At 56.8% G+C, this 16,338-nt stretch carries 12 protein-coding genes; 8 read left to right on the top strand and 4 right to left on the bottom strand.

Going from position 1 to position 16,338, the window contains the following annotated elements; genetic code table 11:
* Positions 1-49: 49 nt before the first annotated feature.
* Together RYZ18_RS03550 and RYZ18_RS03545 are read right to left on the bottom strand one after the other, a co-directional pair.
* The gene (locus tag RYZ18_RS03550) at positions 50-850 is read right to left on the bottom strand and encodes a ferritin-like domain-containing protein (RefSeq protein ID WP_411567090.1); all 801 of its coding nucleotides are present in this window, start codon (positions 848-850) and stop codon (positions 50-52) included.
* 47 nt (positions 851-897) lie between these two features.
* Positions 898-1,362: a peroxiredoxin gene (locus tag RYZ18_RS03545; protein WP_317654996.1), complete on the bottom strand. Its 465-nt coding sequence runs from the start codon at positions 1,360-1,362 to the stop codon at positions 898-900.
* A gap of 238 nt (positions 1,363-1,600) precedes the next feature.
* Between RYZ18_RS03545 and RYZ18_RS03540 the strand changes: the two genes are divergently transcribed.
* From RYZ18_RS03540 to RYZ18_RS03510, 7 genes are all read left to right on the top strand, one after another.
* A complete protein-coding gene (locus tag RYZ18_RS03540; RefSeq protein ID WP_317654995.1) occupies positions 1,601-4,912 on the top strand; it encodes a DUF3971 domain-containing protein in 3,312 nt (1,103 codons plus the stop codon).
* Positions 4,913-4,955: 43 nt separating this feature from the next.
* The gene (queA, locus tag RYZ18_RS03535; RefSeq protein ID WP_317654994.1) at positions 4,956-6,011 is read left to right on the top strand and encodes a tRNA preQ1(34) S-adenosylmethionine ribosyltransferase-isomerase QueA; all 1,056 of its coding nucleotides are present in this window, start codon (positions 4,956-4,958) and stop codon (positions 6,009-6,011) included.
* Between the two features lie 56 nt (positions 6,012-6,067).
* Positions 6,068-7,348, top strand: coding sequence for an MFS transporter (locus RYZ18_RS03530; RefSeq protein WP_317654993.1), 1,281 nt, complete (start codon positions 6,068-6,070; stop codon positions 7,346-7,348).
* 45 nt (positions 7,349-7,393) lie between these two features.
* A complete protein-coding gene (locus tag RYZ18_RS03525; protein WP_317654992.1) occupies positions 7,394-7,972 on the top strand; it encodes a DUF924 family protein in 579 nt (192 codons plus the stop codon).
* Between the two features lie 100 nt (positions 7,973-8,072).
* Positions 8,073-9,467, top strand: a complete 1,395-nt coding sequence (gene lpdA, locus RYZ18_RS03520) for a dihydrolipoyl dehydrogenase (RefSeq protein WP_317654990.1) — start codon at positions 8,073-8,075, stop codon at positions 9,465-9,467.
* 192 nt (positions 9,468-9,659) lie between these two features.
* Positions 9,660-12,527, top strand: a complete 2,868-nt coding sequence (gene uvrA, locus RYZ18_RS03515; protein ID WP_317654989.1) for an excinuclease ABC subunit UvrA — start codon at positions 9,660-9,662, stop codon at positions 12,525-12,527.
* An 89-nt stretch (positions 12,528-12,616) separates the two neighbouring features.
* Positions 12,617-13,852 (top strand): DVUA0089 family protein, encoded by a 1,236-nt coding sequence (locus tag RYZ18_RS03510; RefSeq protein WP_317654988.1) that lies wholly within the window; start codon positions 12,617-12,619, stop codon positions 13,850-13,852.
* A 6-nt stretch (positions 13,853-13,858) separates the two neighbouring features.
* Here RYZ18_RS03510 and tpiA read toward each other — a convergent pair whose 3' ends face one another.
* Complete coding sequence (gene tpiA / locus RYZ18_RS03505) at positions 13,859-14,611, bottom strand: triose-phosphate isomerase (protein WP_317654987.1); 753 nt, start codon at positions 14,609-14,611, stop codon at positions 13,859-13,861.
* An 80-nt stretch (positions 14,612-14,691) separates the two neighbouring features.
* Between tpiA and RYZ18_RS03500 the strand changes: the two genes are divergently transcribed.
* Positions 14,692-15,597 (top strand): isopenicillin N synthase family dioxygenase, encoded by a 906-nt coding sequence (locus tag RYZ18_RS03500; RefSeq protein WP_317655807.1) that lies wholly within the window; start codon positions 14,692-14,694, stop codon positions 15,595-15,597.
* On the opposite strand, the gene RYZ18_RS03495 is transcribed toward RYZ18_RS03500, so the two are convergent.
* A complete protein-coding gene (locus RYZ18_RS03495; protein WP_317654986.1) occupies positions 15,594-16,322 on the bottom strand; it encodes a glycosyltransferase family 32 protein in 729 nt (242 codons plus the stop codon). The two genes, RYZ18_RS03500 and RYZ18_RS03495, sit on opposite strands and share 4 nt — an antisense overlap.
* Between the last annotated feature and the right edge of the window lie 16 nt (positions 16,323-16,338).

Raw genomic sequence — 16,338 nt, 5'->3', positions numbered from 1 at the left:
AAATTGAGGTCATCCCCGCAATTTGGGCGAGATTTCGCCGATAGATGGCCTAGCGTTCAGAGAGAGGCCAGTAAAAATCGGGTGGAAGGCCCGCTTCGGCGCGCTTTTCTTCGTTGAAGGGCGGCTTCAATGCGCCGTGGAAATAACGCTGCACCAGTTCATGAAACGCATCCTTTGGATCAAGGTTTTCGCGGCCACAGAGGAAATGAAACCATTTGCTGCCATAGGCCACGTGATGCACCTCTTCGGCATAGATCACGTTTAGCGCATCGACCGCAGCACTGGCGGCAGGGTCATTTTGCGGGCGTTTGAAAATCTCGATCATCGAGGGCGTGACATCAAGGCCGCGTGCCTCGAGAACCATCGGCACCACCGCCAAGCGGCCCATGAAATCGGTGGCCGTATCTTCGGCGGCGCGCCACATCCCCGCATGTGCGGCAAGCGCGCCATAATGACTGCCCATTTGTTCAAGGCAATCTGACAATAGATTGAAATGCTTGGATTCTTCATCGGCCGATTTGACCCAATCATCGTAGAACCCGATGGGCATGGGCGTCTCGGCAAAGCGGGGGATAATGTCCCAATGTAAATCCACCGCATTAAGTTCGATATGCGCCACCGCGTGCAAAATCGCGATCCGACCCTCGGCTGTACCAGGTTTACGCTTTGGCACCTCGCGCGGATCAAGCAATGCGGGTTGTGCAGGGCGCGCGGGTTGATCGGGCGGTGTGGCGCGGCCAAGGGGCAAGGGCGTCCCTGCTGCCCGCGCAGCGAACCATTTCTTGGCACAAGCGCGCGAAAGTGCGCATTTCTCCTTGGCATTGGCGGTGGTCAAAACCGCCACCGCCATTTCGGCCAATGTCTCGGGTATTTGTAAGTCACTCATGGGGCGGTGAATTAGCCCAAGGATTTCACCGCGTCCAGCACGGCATCAACATGTCCTGGCACCTTTACCTTGCGCCAAATCTGGGAAATTTTCCCATCGCCATCAATAAGATAGGTGCAGCGTTCGATGCCCATGTATTTTTTGCCATACATGGATTTCTCCACCCATGCGCCATAGCGTTCGCAGACATCGCTGGCTTCATCCGAGGCAAGGATCACCCCAAGATCATATTTGGCGATGAATTTATCGTGCTTGGCCACGCTATCTTTGGAGACACCAATCACCACGGCGCCTGCTGCGGCAAAGGCGTCTGCCGCTTCGGTGAAGCCTTGCGCCTCTTTGGTGCAGCCTGATGTGTCATCTTTGGGATAGAAATAGAGAACCACTTTCTTGGGCTTTTGAGCCGATAGCGTCACTTCGCCACCGCCATCGCGGGGAAGGGTGAAATCTGGGGCGGGGCTGCCGATCTCAAGCATGGGCTTCATCCTTTGTTCATTCTTTTGCGCGGAAACTCGCCACATCTTGATCCAGTGCGGCGAATATTTGCGCGGGGCCAGTTGCAGGGTTTTGTTATGTGTGATTGCAAGCTAGGGGATTTACAGCAAAGATAAAGGGCGGCATCCGAAATCGCCCCTCTCTTTGTTCCGCGCCCGACCCGTAAACAGCCCCGTGACCAACCTCGTGACCAGACAGATTATAGATTGACCGCTTCCCGTGACCTCCAAAGAAAACGCCGAGTCCGAAGTTAAACCACAGCCTGCCAAATCGCGCAGAGGGCGGTGGGTCTTGGCTGTGGTTTTGGGCCTGTTTGTGACCATTTCAGCGGTGCTTGGTGGGTTTTACCTGCGACTGTCTCAGGGGCCCGTTTCGCTGCCGACCGCATGGCAGGCGCGTATTATTGCGCAAATGCAAGCGGGTATGGTGCGCGATGAGTTAAGCATTGCAGATATGTCCATTGCCCTTGATGAGACGGGGCGCCAAGCCCTTTTGGTCATCACCGATGTCACGGTGCGCGATGAAACTGGCCTGCGTGCGGCGTTTCCGCAGCTTGGCTTTGCCTTCGATGCAGGCGCCTTGCTGATGGGGCAAATATCCCCCATCCGCGCCGAAATGCGCGGTGCCAGTCTTTTGCTTGAACGGGATGCAACAGGCGGTATTGATTTGGCTTTCACAACCAATCAAGACGCCGCGCGCGCCGATTTGGCCCAAACCATGGCCGCCTTTGACAGAATGTTTGCCGATCCGCGTTTTGCCAATTTTCAAGAGGCGGTTGGCCGCGAGATTACGATTTCTCTGCGCGATGCCACCACAGGACGGGCCTTATCTATTGAAAACGGGCAAATGCGTCTGGCCCGTCAGGGCCAAGATTTGGTTTTGGCGGTGACCGCAGGTCTTGAGGCCCATGCGGAGGGGGCGGCAGATCAGGCGGGGCGTCTTTCCTTTGTGGCGACCCGCACCGATGCCGCGCGTGAGACTGAATTACGCCTCCAATTTCAAGGGATACCTGCAAATAACCTTTCTGTTGCATCGCCTGCCTTGCGGTGGCTTGATCTGATCTCTGCACCATTGTCGGGCAGTCTCAGCACGAAATTGCGCGATGCCGAAGGCGTTGGTGATCTTGAAGCCCGCCTTGATTTGGGGTCAGGGGAATTGGCCCTTGAGGGAGCAGAGCGCCCCCTAAGCTTTAGCGAGATCTCAGCGCGATTTCGGTATGAGGCCGCCACAGGGCGCGCGGCGCTGGATGAGCTGTTGGTTGATGCGCGCGACCTAGATTTTACCGCAACGGGTGATGCGCTGATTTCGCCCGATGGCACGCGAATTGACGCCACGCTTGATCTTAATGATCTATTGGTGAACCCCAATGAGATGTTCGAGGCGCCCTTGCTGTTCTCGCAGGGGCGGTCTGAATTTCGGATCAGTTTGGGGGAGGAGCCGCGCCTCGATCTTGATCGTGTTTTGATCCGCACAGATGCGTTTGAGTTGACCCTTTCAGGCTATGGGGTGGCGCGCTCTGATGGCACGGAATTGGCGATTGATGGGAGTATTGCGCAAATGGTTCTGCGCGATGCCCTGATTTATTGGCCAAATGAGTTTGTCTCTAAAACGCGTGACTGGATTGATCGCAATCTGCACGAAGGGCAGGCGCAGAACCTTATGCTGAGCCTGCGTAAGGCCCCGCAAGATGCCCGTGCGCAGGCGGCCTTGGGGTTTGATTTTAGCGCGCTCGCGCTTAGCCCCATTCGCGATATGCCGCCTTTGCGGGATCTGCAGGGCCAACTGCGCCTAGAGGGGGCGCGGCTGACCATTGTGGCGCAAGATGGTTTGATGCGCGCGCCAACGGGCCAAGATATCGTGATGCATCAAGGCAGGTTTACCGTGCCCAATGTGGCAATGCGCGGCCCTGCTGCCACCCTTGATTTGGATGTGTCTGGAGAAATTCCTGATCTTTTGACCCTATTTGCAGGGCCGCCCCTCAACCTATTTCCCGAAGACGGGCGCCTTGACCCTGCCACATTGGCCACAGGTCAGGCAGAGTTGTCGGGTCAGATCGGTCTGAATTTGGTGCAACGCCAACCCATTGGTGAGATGAGCCTCGATATCACGGGCCGTCTGATAGATGTGCGCTCAGATACACTGGTTCCCAATCGCGATCTGCGTGCAGAGGCGCTTGATTTGGCGATTACCTCCGAGGCAGGTGTGATGATTTCTGGCGCTGCCACAATGTCAGGTCGGCCCCTCACAGGCCGTTGGGTTCGGCCTGATCTTAACCGTGATGCCCCGCAATCTTATGTCGAAGGGCGGGCGCGTTTGAGCCCTGAAACCCTTGCGGCCTTTGGTGTCATTTTGCCTGATGGTATGGTGCAGGGCGATGCAGCACTGGATTTGCGGCTTGATCTTGCAGGGCGCGGTGCAGCCCCAGAATTGCGTCTCACATCACCGCTTGAGGGCGTTGCGCTGTCCCTCGCCGCGTTGGGTTGGACGAAACCCGCAGAGGCAGCGGGGGATTTAGACGTCACCCTGATCCTTGGGCCTAACCCAAGCCTGCGCGCATTCCGCCTATCAGGGGCGGGCCTATCTGCACAGGGTTCGGGGGATCTCGGCCCCGAAGGCCGTCTTGAGCTGTTGCGCATAGAAGGCTTTACCATTGATGACTGGCTAGATGTGACGGGCACGCTGACGCCGCGTGGCGAGGGTCTGGCACCTGCACTTGGGATTGCTTCGGGGCGGTTGGATTTGCGGGGCCTGCCGCAGGGCGGCGCACAAGCGCAAACGGCACGCGCCCCCCTGTCGGTCAATTTGGACGAGCTGCGCATTGGCGCCACGATTGCCCTCAGCGATCTGCGCGCGGATCTCAGTTCTGGCGGTGGCGGGTTGGCAGGGGCGTTTCGCGGCAACCTTAACGGCGCCGTTCCGCTAGAGGGCGCGATTGCCCCGCTTGAGGGCGGGGGCATTGATATTCGCCTTCAGGCTGATGATGGCGGGGCCGCCATGCGCAGCGCGGGCATCATGCGCAACCTCTATGGTGGCGCGCTGACACTGCAATTGCAGGGCGCGACTGGCGCGCGCAGCTATGAGGGCCAGTTGCAAATCACCAACCCCAGACTGCGCGATGCGCCCGTTATGGCCGAATTGCTCAACGCCGTCTCCGTGATTGGATTGATTGAACAACTGTCGGGGGACGGGATTAATATGGGCGAGGTAAATGCGCGCTTCACGCTCGATCCGTCAAAGATCACTGTGCATCAAGGCACCGCCATTGGCCCGTCTTTGGGGATCAGCATGGATGGGGTCTATAATACATCTGCGCGGAATTTGGACTTTCGCGGTGTGCTGACGCCGATTTATGCGCTCAACGGCGTTGTCGGGCGGCTGTTTGCACGGCGCGATGAGGGGTTGTTTGGATTTAATTTTACTCTGAACGGCCCGCCCGATACGCCGCAGGTGCGGGTCAATCCGCTCTCCATACTTGTGCCAGGCATTCTGCGCGACTTGATGCGCCCGCAGCTTGACACAAATTCCCAATAATCCGCCCGTTTCTTTGCGATGGCCCGTTTCTGTCAGGTTTACAATGCGTCTTGATGATTTCGATTTTCACCTTCCCGAAACCCTTATTGCGACCCGTCCGGCAAAGCCGCGCTCTTCGGCGCGGCTGCTATATGCGCAAGGTGGGCAGATCACCGATGCGATTGTGCGCGATCTGCCGCAATTTTTGCGCAAGGGGGATCGGTTGATCCTGAACGACACCCGCGTCATTCCGGCCCGTCTGCGTGGCCAAAGGTGGCGCGACAGCGCACAAGGCCGCGTGAGCGCAAAGATTGAGGTGACCCTTCTCGAGCCACAGGCCGATGGCACATGGTCGGCCCTTGCCAAACCGATGCGGAAACTCGCCTTGGGCGAGGTGGTGGAGTTCACCCCCGATTTTCACGCTGAGGTGGCAAGCCTTGAGGGGGGGCTGCACCTGCGCTTCAACCTTGGGGGGGATGATTTTGATGCGGCGTTGAACGCCGCAGGTGCGATGCCCCTGCCGCCCTATATTGAGGCCAAGCGCCCCTCTGATGCCCAAGATCGGGAAGATTACCAAACCATTTGGGCCAAGCGCCAAGGGGCGGTGGCCGCCCCAACCGCAAGCCTGCATTTTGACGAAGGGTTGATGGCAGATTTGCGCGCCCATGGGGTGACGTTCAGTTTTGTCACCTTGCACGTTGGTGCGGGCACGTTTCTGCCCGTGACGGTGGAAGATGTCACCACCCATAAAATGCATGCCGAATGGGGTGAGGTTTCGCAAAGCGCGGCGGATGAAATCAACGCCACCCGCGCCGCAGGCGGGCGGATTATCCCCGTGGGCACAACAGCATTGCGTTTGATTGAAACTGCGGCAAGCGAAACTGGCGAGATGCGCCCCTTTGAGGGGGATACCGATATTTTCATCTACCCCGGGTATCGCTTTAAAATCACCGATGGGTTGATGACCAATTTCCACTTGCCCAAATCGACCCTGATGATGTTGGTGTCGGCCCTGATGGGGGCTGAACAAATTCGGACGATCTATGACCATGCAATCACTCAGAACTATCGTTTTTTCTCCTATGGGGATGCTTCGCTATTAATCGGGTCGCAGACGTGACAGGATAGGGCGTGAACGCGGCATTAGTTTGGTGCCGCGCAGCGTAAGGATCGCGCATGTTATTGGTGTTGCGAAATTCATGGGCCTTGCTTTTGGGTATCATGCTTCTGATGGTCGGGAATGGCCTTCAGGGCACGCTTTTGGGTGTGCGCGGCGAAATTGAGGGTTTTTCAACCTTTGAGATGTCCGTGGTGATGTCTGCCTATTTTGCGGGGTTTCTGATCGGCTCGCGTATGGGGTCAGAAATGATCCGCCGCGTGGGACATATCCGCACCTTCGCTGCGCTGGGCTCGGTCATATCGGCGGTGCTGATCCTTTATCCTGTGCTGACGGATCCTATTGCATGGACAGTGTTGCGCCTGATTATTGGGGCCTGTTTTGCAGCCGTCTATGTCACGGCGGAATCTTGGCTGAACAATGCCGCAACCAATGAAACCCGTGGTCAGACCCTATCGGTCTATCTGGTGGTGCAGATGGTCGGCATTGTTGCCGCGCAAATGCTGCTGAACCTTGGGGATCCGTCCGACTATTTCCTCTTTGTGGTGCTGTCGGTTCTGGTTTCGCTAAGTTTCGCGCCGATTTTGCTGTCGGTCACCCCAACGCCGGCATTTGAAACCGCCAAGCCGATGAGCCTGATGGAGGTTTTGAAAATCTCGCCCCTGGGTGTGATTGGCACATTCCTTATGGGCGGTGTCTATTCGGCCATGTTCGGCATGGCGGCCGTTTTCGCCACGCAGGCAGGGCTGCCAATTGCGCAATTGTCCATTTTTGTATCGGCCTTTTATGTGGGCGGCTTGGTTCTGCAATTCCCCATTGGATGGATTTCTGATCGGATGGATCGCCGTCTGTTGATCATGATCTTGGCGGCCATTTGCGGCGCAGCGGGCCTGTTGGGTGCGCTCAGTTCTGGCATCTTTTCGATCTTGGTGATTTCGGCCTTCTTCATAGGCGGCATGGCCAACCCGCTTTATGCGTTGTTGATTGCCTATGTGAACGACTTTCTTGAGGTTGAACAAATGCCCGCCGCAGGGGGGCGTCTGTTGTTTGTGAACGGGGTCGGGGCGATTTTCGGCCCGATTGTCGTGGGCGGCATGATGCAGGCCATTGGCCCCTTGGGGTATTTCTATTTCATCGGCGGCTTGGTCACGGTTTTGGCGCTTTATGCGGCCTATCGTATGACGGTGCGCCCTGCACCCACAGTGGAAGATACAGGCAGCTATGCGCCTGTTTTGCCCTCAGCCTCGCCCGTTGTGGTGGGCTTGGCGCAAGAGGTTTTCGCGGATGCGGCCTCCGATGATGGCGATGACGCGCAAGGAACGCTTCCTCCTGCTGCGTGATCGTGGCAGTCTCTCTTTGACAATAGTCTAAAGGGGGAAGATCGGATGACAGACCCGCTGGCGCAAGAGATCACAGAGTTCTGGATCGGGGCAGGGCCCGAGGCGTGGTATCGCCGCGATGATGATTTTGACGCTGAAATTCGCGCCCGTTTTGGCACGGCATGGCAGGGGGCGGCAGCAGGCGCGATGGATCATTGGATCAATACCGCCCCGACTGCCTTAGCGCTGATGATCCTGTTGGATCAATTCCCGCGCAATATGTTTCGCGCCGACCCGCGGGCCTTTGCCACCGATGCAAAGGTTTTGGGATTGGCCAAGGACGCGTTAGAAATGGGCCATGATCTGAGCATCCCAGAGCCTGAACGTCAGTTTTTCTACCTGCCCTTCATGCATTCGGAGGATTTGGCAGATCAAACCCGCGCGATTGAGTTGATCGAAACGCGGATGCCGCAGACGGGGCAGGGCAATGTGATCCATGCCCGCGCCCATGCTGAAATTATCCGCCGATTTGGCCGTTTTCCCTATCGAAACGCGGACTTGGGGCGGGATATGACCGCAGAAGAACAGGCGTTTCTAGACGCGGGCGGTTATGGTTCTGTGCTGCGCAGTCTGCAGGAATCTTAGATAGATTGCAGCGCGATCAGAGATGGTTTAGAGATAGTTTAACGTTGAACAATTCCGAATCCCGCCGCCCCTGCGTGGCCCGAATTGCAGGAGAACTGCCATGTCCAACCAAGATTTCGATGTAATCGTCATCGGTGCAGGCCCCGGGGGCTATGTGGCCGCGATCCGCGCCAGCCAATTGGGGCTGAAAGTTGCGATTGTCGAGCGGGAACATATGGGCGGGATTTGTCTCAACTGGGGCTGTATCCCAACCAAGGCCATGCTGCGCTCGTCCGAAGTTTTCCACCTGATGCACCGCGCTAAAGAATTCGGTCTGTCTGCGGATGGCATTTCCTATGATTTGGATGCGGTCGTGAAACGCTCGCGCAATGTGGCCAAACAGCTGAATTCGGGCGTTGGCCATTTGATGAAGAAGAATAAGGTCACAGTCGTGATGGGCGCGGCCACCATTCCCGCGAAAGGCAAGGTCGAGGTGAAGGCCGAGGATGGCGTGAAAACCATGACCGCCAAACATATCATTCTGGCCACAGGCGCCCGGGCCCGCGAACTGCCGGGCCTAGAGGCGGATGGCAAGCGCGTATGGGCCTATAAATCGGCACTGACCCCGCCGCATATGCCTAAGAAATTGCTTGTCATTGGGTCGGGCGCGATTGGGATTGAATTTGCAAGTTTTTATAACACGCTAGGCGCTGAGACGACAGTTGTTGAGGTGATGGATCGCATCCTGCCCGTGGAAGATGCTGAGATTTCCGCCTTTGCCAAAAAGGCCTTTGAAAAGCAGGGGATGAAAATTCTGCAAAAGGCTGTGGTCAAGAAACTGGATCGCGCGGCTGATAAGGTCACAGCGCATATCGAAATGGGCGGCAAGGTTGAGACGCAAGAATTCGACACAGTCATTTCTGCCGTTGGTATTGTCGGCAATGTTGAGGGCTTGGGCCTAGAGGGGCTTGGGGTCAAAATAGACCGCACCCATGTTGTGACGGATGAATATTGCCGCACGGGCGTGGACGGGCTTTACGCGATTGGCGATGTTGCAGGCGCGCCGTGGCTTGCACATAAGGCCAGCCATGAAGGCGTGATGGTCGCCGAGATGATTGCAGGGCGCAAGGTTCACGCGGTGAAACCTGAAAGCATTGCAGGCTGCACCTATTGCCACCCGCAAATCGCCTCGGTCGGTTTGACCGAAGAAAAGGCCAAAGCCGCAGGCTATGCCGTAAAAGTGGGCCGCTTCCCCTTTATTGGCAATGGCAAGGCCATCGCCTTGGGCGAGCCTGAAGGGCTGATCAAAACCGTGTTTGATGCCAAAACGGGCGAGCTTTTGGGCGCGCATATGGTGGGCGCGGAAGTGACCGAACTGATCCAAGGCTATGTGGTGGGGCGCAAGCTGGAAACCACTGAAGAAGACCTGATGGAGACCGTTTTCCCGCATCCAACCTTGTCAGAGATGATGCATGAGGCGGTTCTTGATGCCTATGGGCGGGCGATCCATATCTAGGGGGCATGCGTCTCATGTGTCTGGGGTATTGGGGCAGGGGCAACCTTGCCCCTTTTGCTGTTCTAGCGCCATGCTTGACAGGTTTGCGCGTTTCGGTTTTGTTCTCGCCATCCTGCCCCTTGCTTTGTGGCACTGGCGCAGGCACAGGATCGCCCTAGCTTGTGGCGCATTAATATAGGATCGGGCGGTCAGATGGCGGAATTAAAGAAAATCGAAGTGCGCGGCGCACGCGAGCATAATTTGAAGAATATCGATGTCGATATTCCCCGCGACCAACTGACCGTGATCACGGGCCTATCGGGATCAGGAAAATCGTCACTGGCCTTTGACACGATCTATGCCGAAGGGCAGCGCCGCTATGTTGAAAGCCTCAGCGCCTATGCGCGGCAATTCCTTGACATGATGCAAAAGCCCGACATGGATCACATCTCGGGGCTGTCGCCCGCGATTTCCATTGAGCAGAAAACCACTTCGAAAAACCCGCGCTCGACCGTGGGAACCGTGACCGAAATTTACGACTATATGCGCTTGTTGTTTGCGCGCGTGGGCACGCCCTATAGCCCCGCAACAGGTCTGCCCATTGAGGCGCAGCAGGTTCAGGATATGGTCGACCGCATTATGGGCATGGAGGAGGGAACCCGCGCCTATCTCTTGGCCCCGATTGTGCGCGACCGCAAAGGTGAATATCGCAAAGAAATGCTGGAGCTGCGCAAGCAGGGGTTTCAAAGGGTCAAGGTAGATGGGGCGTTTTACGAATTAGAAACCCCGCCAAGCTTGGACAAGAAATTTCGCCACGATATTGACGTTGTGGTGGATCGCATTGTGGTGCGTGCGGGCAGTGAGACGCGTCTGGCCGATAGTTTGCGCACGGCGCTTGATCTGGCCGATGGGATTGCCATTCTGGAGACTGCACCAAAGGACGGCGATCCCGAGCGGATTACCTTTTCTGAGAATTTCGCCTGTCCTGTTTCGGGCTTTACCATTCCCGAAATTGAGCCGCGCTTGTTCTCTTTTAACGCGCCCTTTGGGGCGTGCCCGTCTTGTGATGGGTTGGGGCATGAGCTGTTTTTTGATGAACGGCTGATGGTGCCTGATGTCACGCTTAGCCTTGCCGATGGGGCCATTGCGCCGTGGCGCAAGGGGAAATCACCCTATTTCCTGCAAACCATCGAAGCAATTGCCCGTCACTACGGCTTTGATCCTAAGGCGCAATGGAAAGACCTGCCTCAGGCGGTGCAAGATGTGTTCTTGCGCGGCTCTGGCGAAGAAGAAATCGCCTTTCGGTATGACGAGGGCGGGCGGGTTTATCAGGTTTCCCGCGTGTTTGAGGGGGTGATCCCCAATATGGAACGCCGCTATCGTGAAACCGATAGCGCGTGGATCCGCGAAGAATTTGAACGCTATCAGAACAATCGCCCCTGTGGTGCTTGTGGCGGGCACCGCCTTCGGGCTGAGGCATTAGCGGTGAAAATCGGCGGCCTTCATGTGGGCGAGGTGGTGCAAATGTCCATCCGTCAGGCCTATGATTGGATCGACACTGTGCCAGCGGCCTTGAGTGCGCAAAAAAATGAAATCGCCCGCGCGATCCTAAAAGAGATCCGCGAACGCCTCGGGTTTTTGAACAATGTGGGGTTGGATTACCTGACGCTGTCACGCAATGCAGGCACCTTGTCAGGTGGTGAAAGCCAACGCATCCGTTTGGCCAGCCAGATCGGCTCGGGCCTCACTGGGGTGCTTTATGTTCTTGATGAACCCTCGATTGGTTTGCATCAGCGCGACAATTCCCGCCTTCTGGATACGCTGAAAAACCTGCGCGATCAGGGCAATACCGTCATCGTTGTTGAGCATGACGAGGAAGCCATTCGCGAGGCGGATTACGTTCTGGATATTGGCCCAGGTGCAGGGGTGCATGGCGGCCAAGTTGTGGCCTCTGGCACGCCGCGTGAGATCATGGAAAACCCTGCCTCAATCACGGGGCAATATCTGTCGGGCAGCCGCGAGATTGCTGTGCCCCAAGAGCGGCGCAAGGGCAAAAAGGGCGGCAAGTCCGTGACCGTGGTCAATGCGACAGGCAACAACCTGCAGGGGGTGACAGTGGATTTCCCGCTTGGGAAATTTGTTTGCGTCACGGGTGTTTCTGGGGGGGGCAAATCCACCCTGACGATTGAAACCCTGTTCAAAACAGCCTCAGCCCGGCTGAATGGGGCGCGCCAGACACCTGCGCCTTGCGAGACGATCAAAGGGCTAGAGCATCTCGATAAGGTGATTGATATTGACCAACGCCCAATTGGGCGCACGCCCCGCTCGAACCCTGCGACCTATACAGGCGCCTTCACCCCAATCCGTGATTGGTTCGCAGGCCTGCCCGAGGCCAAGGCGCGCGGCTACAAGCCTGGACGGTTCAGCTTTAACGTCAAAGGCGGTCGCTGCGAGGCCTGCCAAGGCGATGGGGTCATCAAGATCGAGATGCATTTCTTGCCCGATGTTTATGTGGAATGTGAAACCTGCAAAGGAAAGCGCTATAACCGCGAAACCCTTGAGGTGACGTTCAAAGGTAAAAGCATTGCCGATGTATTGGACATGACTGTCGAAGACGCGCAGGAGTTTTTCAAAGCGGTGCCATCCATTCGCGAGAAGATGGACGCGCTGATGCGTGTGGGGCTCGGCTATATCAAGGTGGGCCAGCAAGCGACCACCTTGTCGGGTGGCGAGGCGCAGCGTGTGAAACTGTCCAAGGAATTGAGCAAACGCGCCACGGGCCGCACCCTCTATATTCTGGATGAACCCACCACGGGCTTGCATTTCGAAGATGTGCGCAAATTGTTGGAAGTACTGCATGAATTGGTTGATCAGGGCAACTCAGTCGTAGTGATTGAGCATAATCTTGATGTGATCAAAACCGCCGATTGGCTGATCGACATTGGCCCCGAAGGCGGTGATGGCGGGGGGCAGGTCGTGGCGACAGGCACGCCCGAGGATGTCGCGGGCGTTGCCGCATCGCATACGGGACGTTATTTGGCCCCGATGCTGCCCGCGGCCCGTGTTACGGCTGCGCAATAGATTTACCCCTTCACGCAAATTTTTCCCCGTTCGGTGCTGATTGCGTCTAAGCTTGGCGTGACGGATGAAGCATAAATAGGGGTTAACCAATGTCGGCACGTATGTCTTTTGCCTTGTCACTGGGGCTGTTTGCGGCAAGCAGCCCTGCCTTTGCGCAGGATTTTTGTGGGGGAATGGGGGCCATGGGTCTTTGGGCCAATGGCACCGAGGCCGCCTCTGACCTTAGCCAATCAAGCACGGCCTTTGATCTGACGGGTCTTGGCCTGTCTGCGGGCAATCAGGCGGTCGGGCTGTTCACATTATCGCAATCTGCAAATCTGCGCGTTGAGGCGGTGGGGCAGGGTGGGGTTGATCCCGTTTTAGACCTCTATGACGAAACGGGCCGTCTGATCTTGAATGATGACGATAGCGGCGGAAACCTTGCTGCGCGCGGTGAGATCAACTTGGCGGCGGGGCGCTATTGCGTTGCGGTGCGCGATTTTAGTGGAACCGCTGGCGCGGTTGACCTGCGTATTGGCCTCAGTGATCGCGATCCTGCGCTGACGATGGGATTGGATGCAGGCACAGGCAGCTTTGCAGGGGTTACGCCCTGCACGGCGGATACGCCCGCCACGGTTTTGGGAGCGGGGGCCTTGAGCCAAGCGGAGCTGAGCGCAGGTATCAGCCAAACAGGCAGCGTGGCAAGCACACCTTATTATCGCTTTGGCCTTTCGGCCCCAACGGCGGTGACCATTCAAGCCGAAAACAGTGCGGCTGATCCCTATATCTATCTCTATGGGCCAGATGGGCGGCTCTTGGCGGAAAATGACGACCATGTGGGTCTTGATAGCCAGATTGACATGGCTGACCCGCTGCCCGCAGGCAGCTATTGTATCGCGATGCGCGCCTTGTCGGATCAAAACGCGCCTGTGACAGTGACCTTGCGCGATTATGACCCCATGCGTGCCATGCAGCAGATGTATGAGGCGCTAGAGGCCAGCCCCCCCATCGGTGGCAGCTATCCTATCACGGATTTGGGCGCAATTTCGGGGCAGTTTGTGCGCGATGTCAGCGTGTCAGGCAAGGCGCAATGGTTCCTCGTGTCTATGCCAGAGGATGGGCTTTTGCTGATTGATGCGGTTGGCATGGGCAATTCTGACCCAATTCTGGCCCTTTACGATCCAGTGGGCCGTGAGCTTGCCTATAATGACGATAGCGGGTCTGGATATGACAGCCAAATCGCGCAGCCTCTTGGCGGTGGCAGCTATTTGGTGGGCTTGCGGCAATATGATAACAGCGCAGGCATGGTGCGTCTGGTGATCCAGCGCTTTGTGGCGGCCAATTAAGCGCGTTCAGGCCCCGTCTGATGTGGCCAAGGCCGTGATGATGGGGCCAAAATCCTGCGCCTTCAGAGAGGCCCCCCCCACCAAAGCGCCATCGATATTTTCCAATGCGAAAATCTCGGCGGCATTGGTTGGCTTGACTGACCCGCCATAGAGCAGCGGCACGCTTTTTGCGGCATCCGCGCCGTAGCGGGCAGCCAGATTAGCGCGCATGGCATCATGGATTTCGGCAATATCACCCAGTTCAGGAACAAGCCCTGTGCCAATCGCCCAAATCGGTTCATAGGCTATCACAAACGCGCCTTCATCGGGGAGGGAGGCGTCAAGCTGTGCTTCAACAACCGCGCGGGCATGGCCCGCGCGCCGTTCTGCCTCGCTTTCACCTAAGCAGATAATGGGGGTCAGCCCCGCCGCCAGTGCCGCTTCTGCTTGCGCGCGCACTTGGGCGTTGGTTTCGCCGTGATCAGCGCGCCGCTCGGAATGACCCACAATCACATAATCCGCCCCGGCATCCTTCAGCATGGGTGCGGAAACATCGCCCGTATGCGCCCCTGCCGTTGCGGTATGGCAATATTGCCCCCCAAGCGCGATGGCGCTGTCGCGGCACTTTGCGGCAAGCGCACCCAGCAAGGTCGCGGGCGGACAGATCAAAATATCGACTGGCTGCGGTGCAGGGAATGCCGCAATCAGGCTTTGCACTTCGGCCATATTCGCCAAAAGCCCGTTCATTTTCCAATTTCCTGCGGCAAGTTTTCTGCGCATCGCGCTCTCCTCTTTATCTTTGGATTTATGGGTGGCAAGGATGCAGCCAAGGGTCAAGCCAATATGGGGTAAGAATCGTGATGATACCGCGAATTGATTTTCAGAAAATGATCGCAGGTGATGCCGAGACCCTTGAGACTATCGCCTATGGCGCGCGTGACGTTGGGTTTTTGACGCTTGAGAATACGCCGATTTCGGGCGAGGCTGTTCAAGAATTAATCGCGCTCTATCGCCGTTTTTTCAAAATGGATGATGCGGCCAAAGCGGCCGTGGATATGGCGCGCACAGGGGCCAATCGCGGGTGGGGTGCCTCCAAATCCGAACAGGTCGATCCCATGGCAAACCCTGATTATAAACAAGTGTTCGACTGTGGCTTGCCCGTGCCCGATGGCGATCCAATGGCGCATTTGCCTGTCTATGCGCCAAATCTTTGGCCCGAAGCCCCTGAAGGTTTTCAAGAAACAGTCGAGCAGTATTTTGCGCAAGCGCGCGCTGTGTCCTTGGCCCTGCTTGCGGCGATTGCGCGGGCAATTGGCAAGGACGGGGATTATTTTTCCGATAAATTCGATCGCCCCATGGCGCTGTTGCGGGCAAATTTCTATCCACCCCGTCCAGATTGGGCGGGTGAAAAGGATTTCGGCATCGCGGCCCATACCGATTATGGCTGCCTCACCCTTTTGGCCACGGATGGGCAGGCGGGCCTTGAAGTAGAGATGCGGGATGGGTCATGGCTGCCTGTCGCGGTTGAGCCGGGTGTCTTTGTCATCAATTTTGGCGAAATGCTCGAGATGTGGAGCGAGGGCGGGGTGAAAGCCACATTGCACCGCGTCACAGGCGGTTCGGAAGAGCGCATTTCCATCCCGCTGTTTTTCAATCCTAATTATGATGCCAATGTCGCACCCGCAGGATCAGATCAGGTGATCCGTGCAGGCGATCACCTCAGCCGCCGCTACGCAGAAACCTATCTGCATATGAAAACCGCCTAAGCGGCCATCAGCGCGGCAAGGATTTCTGCGCGGCTTTCCTCAATCTCTTGCGGGGTTTTGGTGGTTGAGTAGCCGCTTGTTGTCGTGCCCCATAACTGTCTGCAAAACGGGTGCTCGGGGCCCTCATAGCGCCATCCGCGAAAATGTTCGGGCACGAACATATAGGCGGGATAGACATAAAGACCGCGCGCCAAATCCCGATGCCGCTTGAAAAACTGCCGCAACCTAAAATTTCCTGAACCTTTCCATGGCTTTGGCAAAGTGGCTGGATCTGATTGTGACAGTTCCTCGATCAAAGTGGCGAGAATTGGATGGCCCTTGGGGCTGCCCAGAATGGGGCAAAGCAGGCCCTTTTTGCGCGGCATACCATGGGTATCGCATACCTCATTTTCCACCTCACGGCAGGTGAACGGGCCTTGATGGTGAAGCAGGTCATGGACGGGGCGCAGGCAGATGGAATCCGTTTCAGGAATGATCCCGCCAAATTCATAGAGAATTTCATAGCGCATCAAATCTGACACGCCGGCATATTCCCCTTGCCGAAAATATTCAGTGATCTGCGCGTGGCATTTGAATTTGCGTCCCGTCAAAAACTGATTGTCATACAGGGTATAGTCCCAGTCAGGGTGCATATCGCGCCACGTTTTCATCCACTGAAGCGGTGGATCAAGCGGGCCAATCCAGATTTGCCCAAGCCGTTTGTCGACCGTTTGCGAAGCAGACATCAGAGGCCTTTCATCT

It is taken from the genome of Roseovarius sp. 10, assembly GCF_033100315.1.
Lineage (GTDB): Bacteria > Pseudomonadota > Alphaproteobacteria > Rhodobacterales > Rhodobacteraceae > M30B80.
Note: the sequence above shows the minus strand (reverse complement) of the source record. Positions and strands in the feature narration are given on the sequence as shown.